Origin of the sequence: Frederiksenia canicola (assembly GCF_011455495.1) — a bacterium.
GTDB lineage: Bacteria > Pseudomonadota > Gammaproteobacteria > Enterobacterales > Pasteurellaceae > Frederiksenia > Frederiksenia canicola.
This window is the reverse complement of record NZ_CP015029.1, coordinates 69,251-86,502: the sequence shown is the minus strand read 5'-3', so window position 1 is coordinate 86,502 and position 17,252 is coordinate 69,251. Positions and strand designations below refer to the sequence as shown.

Genomic DNA, 17,252 nt, shown 5'->3' with positions numbered 1-17,252 from the left:
ATGATGAAAAAAGCGGTGAAATTTAATCCGAAGAAAGAGACTTCGAAAAGTGAATCCTTGGCAAAAAATATTCCCAGTTTTATGCCAAGCCGCTTTGTGATGGTCTATTTGCTTATTGCGGGATTAGCACTTGCTTTATTGGCTCAAAGTGCTTACTTGCAGATTACTGATTCCGATCGTCTCATTAAAGAAGCGGACAAGCGGTCACTTCGGGCGAATGAATTACCATTTACTCGGGGGAAAATTTTAGATCGCCATGGTCGAGTGCTTTCCACGAGTGTTCCGATGTATTCGATCACTATTGATCCTAAAGAATATTTTGATACCCACTTTCGTCGTAGTAAAGAACGTTGGCGGAAACTTGCCATGGAAATCGGGGGATCTGCTAGTAAAATTGATGCAAAAGTGAATGCATTCCTGAAAGAAAAAAACAATGGCAAGCAGAAAAAATATGATCCTCGCTCCCTTTTTAATTTGAATAGTGAAGATTATTGGACGCTATTAGCTCGCTCGACGGGCTTGGATTACCACACATTAGTCGAAAAAGTCCGAAATAATCCAAACTCAGAATTCCTGCAAATAGAAGCAGATGCCATTGCCCTTGCAAAAGAGAAAATGCAAGCCTTGGCTAAGAGCATTGATCTTAAATATCACGTATTAATGGACAAACTCTATGCCGCTTCAGAACAACGTTTTTTATATATTGCTCGCCACCAGTCTGATTCCGTTGGAGAGTATGCCAAGGCTCTCAAAATTGATGGGCTAGTGCTGAAAAGTGAATCTCGCCGTTTTTACCCATTGGCAGAAGAAGTCGCTCAATTGGTTGGTTTTACAGACCAAGACGACAGAGAAGGTGCTGAAGGCTTAGAGCGGAGTTTTAATTCACTACTCATCGGCAAAAACGGTAAGCAAGTTATTCGTAAAGATGCGAAAGGTAACATCATTGAAAGAATTCGAGATGAAAAACAGTACGATCCTCAAGATGTTATGTTGAGCATTGATGAAGAGTTGCAATCAATGGTTTACCGTGAAATCAAAAAATCGGTGATTGAAAATAAAGCGGAATCAGGTACTGCCGTGTTAGTGGATATTCACACGGGGGAAATTTTGGCGATGGCCAATGCGCCTTCATATAATCCAAATAACCGTAGCGATTTCAAACCTGAGTTAGCTCGTAACAGAGCGATTACAGATACCTTTGAGCCAGGTTCAACGGTAAAACCACTGGTTGTACTTACTGCGTTGCAGCATAAAGCGACTTATCCAAACGAAGTGATTAGTACGCGTCCATTTACGGTGAATGGACACACCATTACGGATGTTGCTCCACGCGAGAGCCTAACGCTCACGGGAATTTTGCAAAAATCGAGTAATATCGGTGTGAGTCGTTTAGCGTTAAGAATGCCTTCAACGGCGTTAGTGGATACTTACAGTAAAGTCGGTTTTGGTAAAGATACAGGCTTAGGTTTAGGCGAAGAACGAGGTACCAACGGTGATCGCAAACGCTGGTCAGATATTGAACGTGCTACTATGGCGTATGGCTACGGCCTAAATGTGACTCCGCTGCAGTTAGCTAGAGCCTATGCAACCTTGGGTAGCTTTGGTATTTATCGCCCGCTTTCCGTCACCAAAGTCGATCCGCCTGTCATCGGGGAGCGAGTGTTGCCTGAGAAAATTACCCGTGATGTGGTGCATATGATGGAAAGTGTTGCCCAAAAAGGCGAAGGTGGACATCGTGCAGCGGTCGATGGTTTCCGTGTAGCAATTAAAACTGGGACGGCACGCAAATTAGAAAAAGGCAAATATGTTGAAAAATATATCGCCTACACCGCAGGCATTGCCCCAGCAAGCGATCCTCGCTTTGCCTTAGTGGTACTCATTAACGAGCCAAAAGCGGGCGTTTACTACGGTGGTGCGGTTTCGGCACCACTGTTCTCCAGCATTATGGGCTATACCTTAAAAGCAAGAAACATCAAACCTGATAATGTGACGGAAGAAAGCCGTAACGCCATCCGTGAAATTAAACCGAACTTAACCAATTAAGAGACTGAGTATGAACCGTTTACTGCCGTTTTTCCCTGAATTGCCAATTTGGGCGGAGCTCAAAACCTTAAACCAAATGACCCTAGATAGCCGCCAAGTTCAGCAAGGCGATCTGTTCGTGGCATTAAAAGGGCATCAAGTCGATGGTCGTCAATTTATCACAAAAGCGATTGAGCAAGGGGCGGCATTAGTGTTAGCTGAAGCGGATGAGGGGATAAGTGAGCCAGAACTCGCCAGCGAATTTGCAAAATGTAACCTAAATCGTACCGCTTGCAAGGTCATCAGCGTACCGAATTTACCGAAAATGCTATCGGCAATCGCCAATGTGTTTTACGCCGAGCCATCAAAAAAACTGACATTAGTCGGCATTACGGGCACCAACGGCAAAACCACAACCGCCCAACTATTCGCCCAATGGCGAAACTTGCTGGGCGGAAAATCGGCAGTGATGGGCACGATCGGCAACGGCTTATACGGACAAGTGCAAGAAGCGGTGAATACTACGGGCTCAGCGATTGAAATCCAACGTAATTTAGCGGATTTCGTCACACTAGGAGCGGATTTCTGTGCAATGGAAGTTTCTAGCCACGGATTAGCACAGTATCGCACTGAAGCCTTGGATTTTGACTTGGCGGTGTTCACCAATTTAAGCCGTGATCACTTGGATTATCACAACACAATGGAAGAATACGCCGCAGCGAAATTCCGCCTGTTTAGCGAACTTTCCACCAAACAACAGGTGATCAACGCCGATGATGAAATCGGGAAACAATGGCTTGCCAAACTGCCACAAGCGGTGGCAGTAAGCATCAACCCTACGGAAACACTCAACCAAACTCGCTGGTTACAAGCGAAAAATGTTTCTTATACGCTACAAGGGGCTGAAATTGAGTTCGCTTCTTCGTGGGGCAACGGCAAATTAGACAGCCGCTTAATCGGTGCTTTTAACGTCAGCAACTTGCTCACCGCTTTCGCAGGCTTGCTTGCTCTCGGTTACGAGTTGCAAAAATTGCTTGAAACCGCACCGCTTTTAACGGGCGTTTGTGGACGAATGGAGTGCTTAGTCAGCGAAGAAGTGCCGCAAGCTAATCCAATGGTGATTGTCGATTACGCCCATACCCCAGATGCCCTTGAAAAAGCCCTACAAGCCGCCCGTTTACACTGTGATGGCAAGCTCTGGTGCGTTTTCGGTTGCGGTGGTGATCGTGATACGGGCAAACGTCCGCTAATGGCAAGCATCGCTGAACAATATGCAGACAACGTGATCGTGACTGACGACAACCCAAGAACCGAAGATCCTGACATCATCTTCGCTGACATTATGCAAGGCTTCAAAAAACCGAAAAACGTGCAGAAAATGCATATTCGTCAATATGCAATTGAACAAGCGATCTCCCAAGCAGACAGCAAGGATGTGGTGTTAATCGCAGGCAAAGGTCACGAAGATTATCAGATTATTGGCACGAAAAAATATCATTTTTCGGATCAGGAAGTGGCGAAGGAGTTTTTGGGGTAATTATTATATCTATAATTGAAACTCCAACGACTTAGTCGAGTATTTGGGCTTGTGTAAAATGAACTTTCAATTGATTTTTGAAGAATTGAAGCAACATCAAGATGTTGAATTAGCTCAACAAATGTCCGCATATATGAAAGACAAATTTGTTTTCTTAGGTGTGAAGAAACCATTAAGAGATAAAATTTGTAAACCTCATTTTAATGCTGCTAAGTTATTGCCTATTGATTGGCAATTTATAGCAGACTGTTGGAATGCTAATTATAGAGAAATGCAATATGTTGCCACGGATTACTTGCGATTTAATAAGAAAAAATTGTGTCCTGAAGATATCCCACAACTATGTTCACTGATTAAATGTAAGTCTTGGTGGGATACGGTAGATAGTTTAGATCAAACAATAGGTGAGATTTCATTTAATTATCCAGAGACGAAATCTATTTTATTGGAGTGGAGTAAATCGGAAAATTTTTGGTTAAGAAGAATCGCAATTGATCATCAGTTATTGCGTAAAGAAAAAACAGATATTCCATTATTAGAAGAAATTTTGATTAATAATTTAGAACAAACCGAGTTTTTCATAAATAAAGCAATGGGATGGGCATTAAGAGATTTTTCTAAAACTAACCCTGATTGGGTCAGCCGTTTTATTGATAGATACAAAAATAGAATGTCTAAATTAACCATTCGTGAAGCTAGTAAATATTTAAAATCAGAGCAATAAAATGATAAAAACAACAACAAGCCAAATCGCCGAAATTCTAAATACCAAACTTATCGGCAGTGGTGATACTCTCATCGAAAACATTAGCACCGACACGCGTCAAGCGGTTGAAAACGGGCTATTTTTTGCATTGAAGGGCGAGAAATTTGATGCTCACGATTATGTTGAAAAGGCGATTGAGCAAGGCTGTGTAGCCTTGGTGGTGGAACGCGAATTGAATGTCAGCGTGCCGCAAATTGTGGCGGCGGACACCCGTTTGGCGTTGGGCGAGTTGGCGAAATGGTTGAAAGCTAAGCTTAATCCGAAAACGGTAGCGATGACAGGATCTTCGGGCAAAACCACGGTAAAAGAGATGGTTGCAAAAATTTTGCAGAAACTCACCGCTTGCGATGATGAAGTGCTTTATACTTTTGGTAATCTAAACAATGAATTAGGTGTGCCATTGACCTTATTACGTTTAACCGAAAAACACAAATTTGCGGTAGTGGAGCTGGGAGCAAACCATATCGGTGAAATCGCCTACACCACAGCGATTGCTCAACCTGATGCCTGTTTAGTCAATAATGTGGCGGCTGCACATTTAGAAGGCTTTGGTTCATTGGCAGGTGTGGCACAAGCGAAGGGTGAAATCTATCGTGGCTTGAAAGCAGGGGGGACGGCAATCGTTAATTTAGCCCATTATTATCCGCAATGGCAGCAAGACATCGGCAATCACGACATGCAATCCTTCTGCTATACGGGTGAAGACAAAGACAGTTATGCCGATTTTTGGGCGGAAGATGTTGAATTGTTGCTGAATGGCTCTCGCTTTACGTTGCATAGCCCGCAAGGTGAAATTGCGATTAACTTGCCTTATTTGGGCGAACATAATATCAGCAACGCCTTGGCGGCAGCCTCATTGGCAATGGCGGTAGGGGCGGATCTCGCCACAATCAAAGCAGGCTTAGAGCAGCGTTCAGCGGTCAAAGGGCGGCTCTATCCAATTGAAATCAATCAACATTTATTGCTGATTGATGACAGTTACAATGCAAATGTGGACTCGATGAAATCTGCCGTTTCAGTGCTGAAAAATTACCCAGCATTCCGCATTTTTGCGGTGGGTGATATGGCAGAATTAGGCAAAGAAAGTGCCGCTTGTCATCAAGAAGTGGCGGATTTTGTGGCACAAGCAGGGTTGGATTTGGTCGTTTCGTTCGGTAAAGAGAGTGCGGTGATTAGCCAAAACGAAGCTTATCATTTTACCGACAAAGCGGCGATGGCAGAATTTTTAACGCAACTTATTTTGCAAAAAAAAGCGGAAAATCAACCGCTTGTGTTATTAGCGAAAGGCTCTCGCAGTCAAAAAATGGACGAGCTGATTGCGATGTTGTGTCAGGCTTTTAATGTTTCTTTTTAAGGATTTCAGATGTTAGTTTGGTTAGCTGAATACTTGGTGCAATTTAACACCGTTTTTAACGTGGTGTCATACATCACTTTCCGTTCAATTATGGCATTGTTGACTGCGTTGATTATTGGGTTGTGGATTGGTCCAACGGTAATCCGCCGTTTGCAGATTTTGAAATTTGGGCAAGAAGTACGGAATGACGGCCCGGAAAGCCATTTCAAGAAACGCGGTACGCCAACGATGGGCGGGATTATGATTCTGTTCTCGATTGCGGTCAGTACGCTGATCTGGGCAGACTTACGTAACCCGTATGTGTGGTTCGTACTGTTTATTCTGCTTGGCTACGGTATGGTTGGCTTTGTCGATGATTATTGGAAAATTGCTCGCAAAAATACCGATGGTTTGATTGCTCGCTGGAAATATTTTTGGCTATCAGTAATTGCGTTGATTACCGCATTTGGAATGTATGCGATTGGCAAAGATACTGCCGCTACGCAGCTAGTAGTGCCGTTTTTCAAAGATGTCATGCCACAACTCGGTTTATTCTACATTGTTCTGACCTATTTTGTGATTGTCGGCACCAGTAACGCCGTAAACCTAACTGACGGCTTAGACGGCTTGGCGATCGTACCGATTATTATGGTTGCAGGGGCATTCGCCCTGATTGCATGGGCAACGGGAAACTATAATTTTGCACAATATTTGCACATTCCTTATATCAAACACAGTGGCGAATTGGTGATTTTATGTACCGCTATCGTGGGGGCGGGGCTAGGTTTCTTGTGGTTCAACACTTACCCAGCTCAAGTGTTTATGGGGGATGTCGGTTCGCTTTCTCTTGGCGGGGCATTAGGCGTGATTGCGGTACTCGTTCGCCAAGAATTATTACTGGTCGTAATGGGCGGGGTGTTTGTGGTTGAAGCGTTGTCGGTTATTTTGCAAGTGGGTTCTTACAAACTCCGTCAAAAACGCATTTTCCGAATGGCACCGATTCACCACCATTTTGAACTCAAAGGGTGGCCAGAACCTCGTGTGATCGTTCGCTTCTGGATCATCACCTTGATGTTGGTATTGATCGGATTGGTGACATTGAAACTACGCTAACAAGCGGTCACTTCCCGTCGACATTTTGTAAATTATAGAGAAAAGAAAATGTATCAAGGCAAACAGATAACCATTATTGGCTTAGGCACAACGGGGCTTTCTTGTGTGGATTTTTTTGCGGATAAACAGGCAAAGGTGCGGGTGATTGACACTCGCCAATATCCTGCGGGTGCAGATAAATTGCCAAAAGCGATCCCACTACATACGGGTGGGCTAAATCTAGAATGGTTGCTCACTTCCGATTTAATCGTGATTAGCCCAGGGCTTGCACTGGCGACCCCCGAAATTCAACAAGCGATTGCAGCAGGCGTGGAAGTGGTTGGCGATATTGAACTGTTTTGCCGTGAAGCAAAAGCCCCAATCATTGCGATTACTGGCTCAAATGGCAAAAGTACGGTAACCGCTTTAACGACTGAAATGGCGAAACAGGCGGGAGTGAAAGTGGGAATGGGCGGCAACATTGGTGTGCCTGCGTTGAGTTTGCTCAAAGACGATTATGAGCTTTATGTGTTGGAGTTATCCAGCTTCCAGTTGGAAACAACTCATTCGCTCAAGGCGAAATCGGCAACGATTTTAAATATCAGTGAAGATCATATGGATCGCTATAACAGCCTTGAAGATTATCGCCAAGCCAAGCTGAAAATTTATCAACATGCCGAATGTGTGATTGTCAACGGTGAAGATCGTCAAACTTACCCTGAACAAGCGGTCAAAAACCTGAAAAGTTTTGCAGAACATAATGCCGATTACAGTTTGCGTAATGGGGCATTATTTGCTGGCGATGAAAAAATAATTGAGACTGCCGACATGCAAATTAAAGGTCGTCATAATGAGATGAATGCGTTGGCTGCAATGGCATTGGCAGACATGGCTGGCGTAAGCCGAGTGGGGATTGTCAACGCGTTGCAACGCTATTCGGGCTTAGATCACCGTTTTCAACCCGTGCCGACTAACGATGGTGTGCGTTGGATCAATGATTCCAAAGCGACCAACGTAGGCAGTACTGTAGCGGCATTACACGGTTTACAGGTTGATGGCACGCTCTATTTATTACTCGGTGGTGATGGTAAAGGTGCCGATTTTTCGGAACTTAAGCCATTGATCAATAGAGAGAATATTGTCTGCTACTGTTTCGGGCGAGATGGGGCAGAATTAGCGAAACTAACGCAGAACAGCGTGGTGGTTGAAACTATGCAACAAGCGGTCGAAGCTATTCGTCCACAATTAAAAGCAGGCGATATGGTTTTACTTTCCCCAGCTTGTGCAAGTTTAGATCAATTCCCGAATTTTGAAGTGCGGGGAAAACAATTCGCCCAGTTGGCTCAAGGAGTAGCAATTTAATGCTCGAAATGATCAAAAAAGAGTGGGATAAATGGACAAGGTTAACCCCCGTTAATGCGTTGTATGATCGTACTTTGATTTGGCTGTTTATCGGCTTGTTGGTGATTGGCTTTGTGATGGTGACTTCGGCATCTATTCCAGTCAGTACACGTTTATATAAAGATCCGTTTCACTTTGCTTTACGGGATGCTGTGTATGTGGTTGCTGCGATATCCGCCTTTTTATTTTTTGCGAATATTCCAAGTAAAAACTGGGAAAAATGGAATGGGTGGTTTTTTATTGGCTCTTTGCTGCTTTTACTTGCCGTTTTAGTTTTGGGTAAAAATGTCAATGGGGCGACGCGCTGGATCCCAATTGGGCCAATAAACTTTCAGCCAGCAGAATTAGCAAAATTAGCCGTGATTTGTTATTTTTCAAGTTTTTATGTCCGTAAGTTTGAGGAAATGCGTGTCAAAAGCTTGAGCTTTATTCGCCCAATGATCATTCTTTTATTGTTTAGTGGACTCCTATTATTACAACCTGACTTAGGGAGCACGGCTGTACTGTTTGTGCTGACTTTTGCGATGCTATTTATTATGGGAGCCAAGAAATTACAATTTTTATTACTTGGTGCAGCAGGTGGAATTGCATTTGTGTTTTTAGTTTTAACGTCAGAGTATCGCTTAAAACGAGTGACTTCTTTTATGGATCCTTTTGCAGATGCGTATGGCGATGGTTTCCAACTCTCCAACTCGCAAATGGCATTCGGACAAGGTGAATTTTGGGGTCGTGGCTTAGGTAACTCTATTCAGAAACTCGAATATTTACCTGAAGCCCATACCGACTTTGTTATGGCAGTGGTTGGCGAAGAGTTTGGTTTATTTGGCATTAGTGTCATTGTGATATTATTGTTGGCATTAACCTTAAGAGCATTAAAAATCAGTAAACAATCGCTTATTTTAGAACAACGCTTTAAAGGATTTTTTGCTTTCGGCATTGGCATTTGGATTTTTATTCAAGGCTTTGTAAATTTAGGCGTAGCATCCGGATTATTGCCAACTAAAGGTTTAACTTTTCCATTAGTGAGTTATGGTGGTTCAAGTTTGGTGATTATGGCGATTGCGATTTCAGTATTATTGCGAATTGATCACGAAAACAGAGTGGAAAAAATTGGGCACGCCACCTTAAAAGACGATTAGGACAGAGAATGACAAAAAAATTATTAGTAATGGCAGGTGGTACAGGTGGGCATGTTTTTCCTGCGATTGCTGTTGCTCGAGAATTACAACAGCAGGGCTGGGAAATTCGCTGGCTCGGCACTAAAGATCGGATGGAAGCAGATTTGGTGCCCAAGCATGGTATTCCGATCGAGTTTATCGAAATTTCGGGGTTAAAAGGTAAAGGCATTAGTGCCCTATTGAAAGCCCCATTTGCTATTTTTAAAGCCGTTTTACAGGCACGCAAAATCATCAAAAATTATCAGCCTGATGCGGTACTTGGTATGGGGGGATATGTCTCTGGACCGGGTGGCGTGGCAGCAAAATTATGTGGTGTGCCGATTATTTTACACGAACAAAACGCGGTGGCAGGGCTAACGAATAAATGGTTGTCCAAAATCGCCAGTCGCACTTTACAAGCTTTCCCAATGGCATTCATAGAGGCAGAAGTAGTTGGCAACCCGGTACGTCGAGATCTTTTTGAGATCGCCCCCCCGGAATATCGCTTTGCTGGAAAAGGCTACCCGATCAATATCTTAGTGATGGGGGGAAGCCAAGGGGCAATGGTAATTAACCACACGGTTCCTGAAGTTGCCAAACAGCTCGGTAGTCAAGTGTTCATTAGCCACCAAGTCGGCAAAGGCAAATTGGCTGGCGTAGAAGAAGTCTATCAAAGCACAGGCAATGGTATTGCGAGTGAATTTATTGATGATATGAAAGCCGCATACGAATGGGCGGATTTGGTTATCTGTCGCTCGGGGGCATTGACCGTCTGCGAGATCGCCGCAGCGGGCTTACCAGCGATTTTTGTGCCGTTCCAACATAAAGATCGTCAGCAATTTCACAACGCAGAATATTTAGCGAAAGCAGGTGCTGCAATCATTCTGGAACAGACGGATTTCAACCCAGAAAATTTATTGCGAGTATTACAACCACTGTTGGCAGATCGTGCAAAACTCACTGAAATGGCAGTAAACGCTCGAGCTAAAGCCTCACCATTAGCGGCTAAACGTGTGGCAGACGTGATTGTGCAAGAGGCAAATTAAGCTTTGTTAACGAAAAAATAGGGGGACTTGCCCCTCTATTTGCAAAATTTTTGAAGAATCTGACCGCTTGTTGTGGTCATGGTGGGGTAAAGCCCACTCTACCTTGAGAATATAAACCAATGAAAAACTATCAAGATAAAGTCAAAAAATTAGTGCCAGAAATGCGTCGTGTCAGCCAAATTCACTTTGTGGGAATTGGCGGTGCGGGGATGAGCGGGATTGCAGAAGTTCTACTCAATGAAGGCTATCAAATCAGTGGCTCAGACATTGCCGATGGTGCCGTAACGCAACGTTTAGCCAAAGCAGGGGCAAAAATTTTCTTTGGACATCGAGGCGAAAATATTGAAGGGGCAAGTGTGGTGGTGATTTCTAGTGCGATCACCGAAGACAATCCTGAGGTTGTGGCGGCCAAGGAAGCCCGTATTCCTGTTATTCAGCGGGCACAAATGTTGGCGGAAATTATGCGTTTCCGCCACGGTATTGCGGTAGCAGGAACCCACGGAAAGACGACAACAACTGCAATGATTTCAATGATTTATACTGAAGCGAAACTAGACCCAACTTTCGTAAATGGTGGTTTAGTTAAATCTGCAGGCAAAAACGCCCACTTAGGGGCGAGCCGTTATTTGATCGCCGAAGCGGACGAAAGTGATGCGTCTTTCTTACATTTGCAGCCGATGGTATCGGTGGTCACAAATATCGAGCCTGACCATATGGACACTTACGGCGGCGATTTCGAGAAAATGAAGGCAACCTATGTGAAGTTCTTGCACAACTTGCCATTTTACGGCTTAGCGGTGATGTGTGCTGATGATGAAGTGCTGATGGGGCTTGTACCCAAAGTAGGACGCCAAGTGCTGACTTATGGCTTCAGCGAAAAAGCGGACTACCGCATTGAAGACTATCATCAAACAGGTTTCCAAGGGCATTACACTGTGGTTTGCCCGAATGGCGAACGGATTGACGTGTTGCTGAACGTACCGGGAAAACACAACGCCCTGAATGCCACGGCAGCATTAGCGGTTGCCAAAGAAGAAGGTATTGCGAACGAGGCCATTTTAGCTGCCCTTGCCGATTTCCAAGGTGCTGGACGTCGTTTCGATCAGCTCGGCGCTTTCATTCGTCCGAATGGTAAAGTGATGTTGGTCGATGATTATGGTCATCACCCAACGGAAGTGGATGTGACCATCAAAGCTGCTCGCCAAGGCTGGGAGAACAAGCGAGTTGTGATGATTTTCCAACCGCACCGCTATTCACGCACTCGCGATCTGTTTGATGATTTCGTCAATGTGCTGTCGCAAGTGGACGCATTAATTATGTTGGACGTTTATGCGGCAGGTGAAGCACCAATTGTTGGGGCAGACAGTAAGGCTTTATGTCGTTCGATCCGCAATCTCGGCAAAGTGGATCCGATTTTGGTTTCGGATACTAGCCAGCTTGGTGAAGTACTGGATCGTATTATTCAAGATGGTGATTTAGTATTGGCACAAGGTGCTGGTAATGTGAGCAAGCTCTCCCGTGATTTAGCAGAGAGTTGGAAGAATTAGGTCGGGTGGGTTTTACTCCACCATTTGCAAAATGTGAGAAAAATCTGACCGCTTGTAGTGGTCATCGGTGGTTGAAAACCACCTGTAGGGAAATATGATGAGCTTAAAAAACGAAAAAATTGCGGTGTTATTTGGTGGTGTGTCGGCGGAACGGGAAGTTTCGCTCAATTCTGGAGCGGCGGTGCTTGGTGCTCTGCAGAGCTTAGGTTATAACGTGGAAGGCATCGACACTAAATTCTTCCCTGTGGAAAAACTGAAAGAAAAAGGCATTCAGCGGGTGTTTAACATTTTACACGGCGGCATTGGTGAAAATGGCGTGCTACAAGGGGCGTTGGAACAGATGGGCATTGGTTATACGGGGTGTGGCGTAATGGCATCGGCGATTACCTTGGACAAATTCCGTACTAAATTACTTTGGAATGCGGTCGGTTTGCCAACAGCGGACATGGTCGTTGTTCGCCGTGGACAAGCGGTCAGTTGCGATGAAATTATTGCAAAACTGGGGTTACCCGTTTTCGTGAAACCCGCTAGTGAAGGATCGAGTGTTGGCGTGAGCAAGGTCAAAACAGCCGAGCAACTGCTGCCTGCGATTGAAGACGCATTGAAATATGATGCGATTGTGTTGGTTGAAGAAAATTTGGCGGGGGCGGAATACTCAGTGCCAGTACTAGATGGCGAAGTGTTACCTGCGGTGCAGATCATTCCAGATGGCGAGTTTTATGATTACCATGCCAAATATGTGTCGGATAACACTCAATATATTTGCCCCGCGTTAAGTGATGAACGCCAAGCGGAAGTCGCGAAACTAGTTAAGCAAGCGTACGATGTGGTCGGCTGTCGAGGCTGGAGTCGCATTGATGTGATGGAAGATAGTGATGGTAATTTCCGTTTAGTTGAAGTTAATACGAGTCCAGGTATGACAAGCCACAGCATTTTCCCGAAATCTGCGGCGACGGTTGGTTATAGTTTTGAGCGTTTAGTTGAGCGAGTGTTGGAGTTAAGCATCTAATGGCTAGATTTTTCCGCAGTAAGCCTACTTCGGTGATTCGGACTTCCGCAAGCAAGCCGGAAACGCCGCGCGATTGGCGAAAATATCTTAAACCTGCGGCGGTGTTTTTGCTGGTGGTGTTTGGCTATGTAGTGTACAGCAATTGGTCGAGTTGGCTAGAGTCGTTAGATAAAACGCCTATCAGAGCCTATGCACTAACTCATAAAACCCAGTTCACCACGAATGCGGATATTCGCGAAGCTTTGTCGAAAGATCCTGCGTTAAAAGGGTATTTTGGACAAGACATTCAAGAGATTAAAGAGAAATTTTTAACAATTTCTTGGGTTAAAGATGTGGCTGTGCGGAAAGTTTATCCTGATCGGTTGAGTATCACCTTGGTTGAACACCGGCCTGTTGCGATTTGGAACGATACAGGCTTAGTTTCTGATCAAGGTGTGGTATTTAGCTTACCAAAAAATCGTTTTGAGAGAACAGGATTGCCGGTATTGTACGGACCAGATTCCGAAGCAAAAAAAGTGCTGGATGCTTGGTATAAAATCCAAAAAGATTTACAATCTCGCAATTTAGGATTGATGTCTGTGGCGACCGATATTCGTGGTTCTTGGACAATCACGTTAGATAATCAGGTTCAACTGCGTTTAGGGCGTGGTGATTGGTTGCCAAAGATTGACCGTTTCGTCACCATTTTTCCTGAGATTGATGTGCCAGATGGTAAGCGTTTGGCTTATGTTGATTTACGTTATGAACACGGAGCCGCTGTTGGATTCCGCCCACAATAATTTTATTTTTAAGTATTAATAGTATGACAAAAGTAGCAGAGTCAAAAATCGTTGTTGGTTTAGAAATCGGTACACATAAAGTGGTGGCCGTTGTGGGTGAAGTGTTGCCTGATGGTGTAATCAATGTAATTGGTTCAGGTGTTAGCCCATCGAAAGGTGTGCAAGGCGGGGGAGTTGTTGATTTAGATGCCACAGTAAGTTCCATTCAACGAGCGATTGAAGAGGCTGAATCGATCTCGGAATGTAAAATTATGGGGGTGACATTAGCATTATCAGGGGCACATATTGTTGGATTAAATGAAAATGGCACCGTACCACTTTCAGGTACGGTGACAAATGATGATTTAGATAATGCAATTCATATTGCCCGTTCTATTAAATTACCTGACGGATTGGAAACACTTCATATTATTCCGCAAGAATATAAAGTTGATCGTCTTCCTGCGACGAAAAATCCAATTGGATTATCGGGAATGCGATTAAATGCTCAGGCCCATATTATTGCGTGTCACAATGACTGGCTACGTAATTTAAAAAATGCGGTTGAGAGAAGCAAATTAAAAATTGATCAAATTGTTTTCTCTGGCTTGGCCTCAAGCTATTCTGTTTTAACAGAAGATGAAAAAGAGTTAGGCGTTTGCTTAATTGATATTGGCGGCGGCACAATGGATATTTTAGTTTATACCGACGGAGCATTACGATTTAGTAAAGTAATTCCATTCGGGGGGAATAACGTAACCGATTATATTGCTCAAATATTTACCACTTCTCGTCCAGATGCAGAAAAAATAAAAGTACAATATGGCAGTGCAATGTCTCCACCAACCAATTTCCCTGAGAAAAAAATTGAAATGGCGGGATTAGGTGGACGAACACCGCGAACTTTTACAAAGGCTCAGTTGTCAAATTATACTGCACAGTGTTATCACGATTTATTAAGTGTTGTAAACAATGAATTAATACAATTACGTAACGAATTGTATCAAAAAGGTATAAAACAAGAATTAATTGCAGGAATTGTATTAACGGGTGGTGGTTCTCAAATAGAAGATATTGTAGAATGTGCAAAATCTGTCTTTGGTTCACAAGTCCGAGTCGGTTATCCGCTCAATATCACAGGATTAACTGACTATGTAAGTAAACCGCAATATGCCACTGTACTAGGGTTATTACAATATAGCCACTATAACGATTCAGAATCGGGTGCAAGCGGTGAAATTAGTGAAACGTTCGGTAGTATCTTTGATAAGTGTCGCCGTGGCGGGAAAAAATTAGTTAATTTTTTAAAATCCAATTTTTAATTGAGTGTGATTAGGTAAGCACTTCAGGAGAATCAAAATGTTTGAACCTATTTATGAAGCAACGCAAGATGCGGTAATTAAGGTTATCGGTGTCGGTGGCGGTGGCGGTAATGCCTTAAATCATATGGTTACCACCCAATCAGAAGATGTGGGGAGTGTTGAGTTTTTTTCAGTAAACACAGATGCACAAGTTCTGCGTAGTAGTACTGTTCGTAATACGATTCAGATTGGTGCAACAGTAACTAAAGGTTTAGGGGCAGGAGCCGATCCTAATGTAGGTCATCAAGCAGCAGAAGAAGATCGTGATGCATTAACAAATATGCTAGCTGGTGCGGATATGGTGTTTATTGCTGTTGGCATGGGAGGTGGTACTGGTACTGGTGCTGCCCCAGTGATTGCAGAAATTGCAAAAAGCCAAGGTGCATTGACAGTCGGTATCGTGACTAAACCGTTTTCTTTTGAAGGACGAAAACGCTCAAGCTATGCTGAACAAGGCATTAAAGAGCTAGCTAAACACGTTGATTCTCTGATTATTATTCAAAATGATAAATTATTAAAAGTCTTACCTAAGAATGTAAAATTTAATGAAGCTTTTGGAGTGGCGAATGATGTATTGCGTAATGCAGTTTTAGGCATTACAGATATGATTACTTCAGAAGGTTTAGTAAACGTTGACTTTGCTGACGTAAAAAAAGTGATGTCAGAAATGGGGCGTGCAATGATGGGAACTGGAATTGCTGAGGGCGAAAATCGAGCAGAAAATGCAGCAAAAGAAGCAGTGGCAAGCCCATTATTAGAAGATGTGGATCTTTCAGGAGCAAAAGGGATATTAGTAAATATTTCATCAGGTTTTGATATTGAACTTGCAGAAGTCAATACGATTATGGAATATGTAACCAGCTTTGCAGATCCTGATGCGGCAATTATTTTTGGTTCTGCGTTCTATCCAGAAATGGAAGGCAAAATTCGAGTGACATTAGTTGCAACGGGCATTGGTCAACCTGAAGAAATTGCACCACCTAAAATGGTAGGTTATCCACAGCATCAAGCGAGTATGCAATCACAACAAGTTGCACAACCAGCACAAGTAGCAGGTCAGCCTCCTTTTATGAACACGATGGGTGGCTATCAACAACCGAGCCAGTTTGGTCAGCAGCAACAAGCCACATCAAAACCACAACAAGTGGATCAACAACAAATGTGGTCGCCAAATTCAATTCCTGGATTTATGCGTAATGGGCAGTAATCCGATTAAGGGATAAGGAAACGATATGATTAAACAAAGAACACTGAAACAAGCTACGAAGGTAACTGGTATCGGTTTACATAGCGGTAAAAAAGTAACCTTGACTTTGCGTCCAGCTCCTGCAAATACAGGGATTATTTACGCACGCACTGATCTTGATCCTGTCGTTTACTTTCCTGCAAGTGCAGATGCTATCCGCGATACCCAACTTTGCACCTGTATGATTAACGATGAAGGGGTACGTATCTCAACCGTTGAGCATCTAAATGCAGCAATGTCTGCATTAGGTTTAGATAACTTAATCGTTGAAGTAGATGCCTCTGAAATTCCGATTATGGACGGAAGCTCAAGCCCATTTATTTATCTCTTACTAGATGCAGGTATTGAAGAACAAGATGCGGCGAAAAAATTCATCCGCATCAAAGAAACTGTTCGAGTAGAAGAAGGCGACAAATGGGCGGAGTTTAAACCTTACAATCACGGTTTAAAATTAGATTTCACTATTGATTTTACTCACCCAATGATCACTAAAGAGGTGCGTAACTATAAGATGGATTTCTCTGCACAGCACTTTATTCAACAATTAAGCCGTGCGAGAACATTCACCTTTATGAAGGACGTGGAATATCTGCAATCTATCGGTTTAGCGTTGGGGGGCAGTTTAGATAACGCCATCGTACTAGATGAATACCGCATTTTGAATGAGGACGGTTTACGCTTTAAAGATGAACTAGTTCGCCACAAAATGCTTGATGCGATTGGTGATTTATTTATGTGTGGCTACAACATTTTAGGTGATTTTTCCGCCTATAAATCAGGCCATGGCTTAAATAATAAATTGTTGCGAGCGGTACTTGCTAATGAAAATGCTTGGGAATTTGTGACATTCGACGACAAAGCCACTGTTCCACAAGGTTACCAAGTGCAGGAACAAGTATTTATCTAACCACTTCTTAAACCTATTTAAATAACAGAAATCCGATTAGTTGTTAATCGGATTTTTCATTTCTGTGATG

Annotated in this window: 14 protein-coding genes; all 14 read left to right on the top strand. The window is 43.4% G+C overall.

The window, feature by feature from the left end; translation table 11 throughout:
• Window positions 1-3 precede the first annotated feature (3 nt).
• The 14 genes from A4G17_RS00405 to lpxC all read left to right on the top strand — a co-directional run bounded on the left by A4G17_RS00405 (window position 4) and on the right by lpxC (window position 17,182).
• Complete coding sequence (locus A4G17_RS00405) at window positions 4-2,043, top strand: penicillin-binding transpeptidase domain-containing protein (protein ID WP_123956655.1); 2,040 nt, start codon at window positions 4-6, stop codon at window positions 2,041-2,043.
• Window positions 2,044-2,053: 10 nt separating this feature from the next.
• Window positions 2,054-3,559 carry a UDP-N-acetylmuramoyl-L-alanyl-D-glutamate--2,6-diaminopimelate ligase gene (gene murE, locus A4G17_RS00400; RefSeq protein WP_123955602.1) on the top strand — a complete coding sequence of 502 codons (1,506 nt, stop codon included), beginning with the start codon at window positions 2,054-2,056 and terminating at the stop codon, window positions 3,557-3,559.
• A 58-nt stretch (window positions 3,560-3,617) separates the two neighbouring features.
• Entirely contained in the window at window positions 3,618-4,283 is a 666-nt protein-coding gene (locus tag A4G17_RS00395; RefSeq protein WP_123955603.1) for a DNA alkylation repair protein, read from the top strand.
• A 1-nt stretch (window position 4,284) separates the two neighbouring features.
• Window positions 4,285-5,679 carry a UDP-N-acetylmuramoyl-tripeptide--D-alanyl-D-alanine ligase gene (murF, locus tag A4G17_RS00390; protein ID WP_123955604.1) on the top strand — a complete coding sequence of 465 codons (1,395 nt, stop codon included), beginning with the start codon at window positions 4,285-4,287 and terminating at the stop codon, window positions 5,677-5,679.
• Between the two features lie 9 nt (window positions 5,680-5,688).
• The gene (mraY, locus tag A4G17_RS00385) at window positions 5,689-6,771 is read left to right on the top strand and encodes a phospho-N-acetylmuramoyl-pentapeptide-transferase (protein ID WP_123955605.1); all 1,083 of its coding nucleotides are present in this window, start codon (window positions 5,689-5,691) and stop codon (window positions 6,769-6,771) included.
• Window positions 6,772-6,819: 48 nt separating this feature from the next.
• A complete protein-coding gene (gene murD / locus A4G17_RS00380) occupies window positions 6,820-8,112 on the top strand; it encodes a UDP-N-acetylmuramoyl-L-alanine--D-glutamate ligase (protein ID WP_123955606.1) in 1,293 nt (430 codons plus the stop codon).
• Window positions 8,112-9,290 (top strand): putative lipid II flippase FtsW, encoded by a 1,179-nt coding sequence (ftsW, locus tag A4G17_RS00375; protein ID WP_123955607.1) that lies wholly within the window; start codon window positions 8,112-8,114, stop codon window positions 9,288-9,290. The genes murD and ftsW overlap by 1 nt, the downstream gene beginning before the upstream one ends.
• An 8-nt stretch (window positions 9,291-9,298) precedes the next feature.
• Entirely contained in the window at window positions 9,299-10,354 is a 1,056-nt protein-coding gene (murG, locus tag A4G17_RS00370; protein WP_123955608.1) for an undecaprenyldiphospho-muramoylpentapeptide beta-N-acetylglucosaminyltransferase, read from the top strand.
• Between the two features lie 119 nt (window positions 10,355-10,473).
• On the top strand, window positions 10,474-11,901 hold the full coding sequence (gene murC, locus A4G17_RS00365; RefSeq protein WP_123955609.1) for a UDP-N-acetylmuramate--L-alanine ligase: 1,428 nt from the start codon (window positions 10,474-10,476) through the stop codon (window positions 11,899-11,901).
• 97 nt (window positions 11,902-11,998) lie between these two features.
• On the top strand, window positions 11,999-12,910 hold the full coding sequence (locus A4G17_RS00360) for a D-alanine--D-alanine ligase (RefSeq protein WP_123955610.1): 912 nt from the start codon (window positions 11,999-12,001) through the stop codon (window positions 12,908-12,910).
• On the top strand, window positions 12,910-13,689 hold the full coding sequence (locus A4G17_RS00355; protein ID WP_123955611.1) for a cell division protein FtsQ/DivIB: 780 nt from the start codon (window positions 12,910-12,912) through the stop codon (window positions 13,687-13,689). Before A4G17_RS00360 ends, A4G17_RS00355 begins: the two co-directional genes overlap by 1 nt.
• A gap of 23 nt (window positions 13,690-13,712) precedes the next feature.
• Window positions 13,713-14,990: a cell division protein FtsA gene (ftsA, locus tag A4G17_RS00350; protein ID WP_123955612.1), complete on the top strand. Its 1,278-nt coding sequence runs from the start codon at window positions 13,713-13,715 to the stop codon at window positions 14,988-14,990.
• A gap of 37 nt (window positions 14,991-15,027) precedes the next feature.
• Window positions 15,028-16,236 carry a cell division protein FtsZ gene (gene ftsZ / locus A4G17_RS00345; protein WP_123955613.1) on the top strand — a complete coding sequence of 403 codons (1,209 nt, stop codon included), beginning with the start codon at window positions 15,028-15,030 and terminating at the stop codon, window positions 16,234-16,236.
• Window positions 16,237-16,261: 25 nt separating this feature from the next.
• Complete coding sequence (lpxC, locus tag A4G17_RS00340) at window positions 16,262-17,182, top strand: UDP-3-O-acyl-N-acetylglucosamine deacetylase (RefSeq protein WP_123955614.1); 921 nt, start codon at window positions 16,262-16,264, stop codon at window positions 17,180-17,182.
• Window positions 17,183-17,252: the final 70 nt, after the last annotated feature.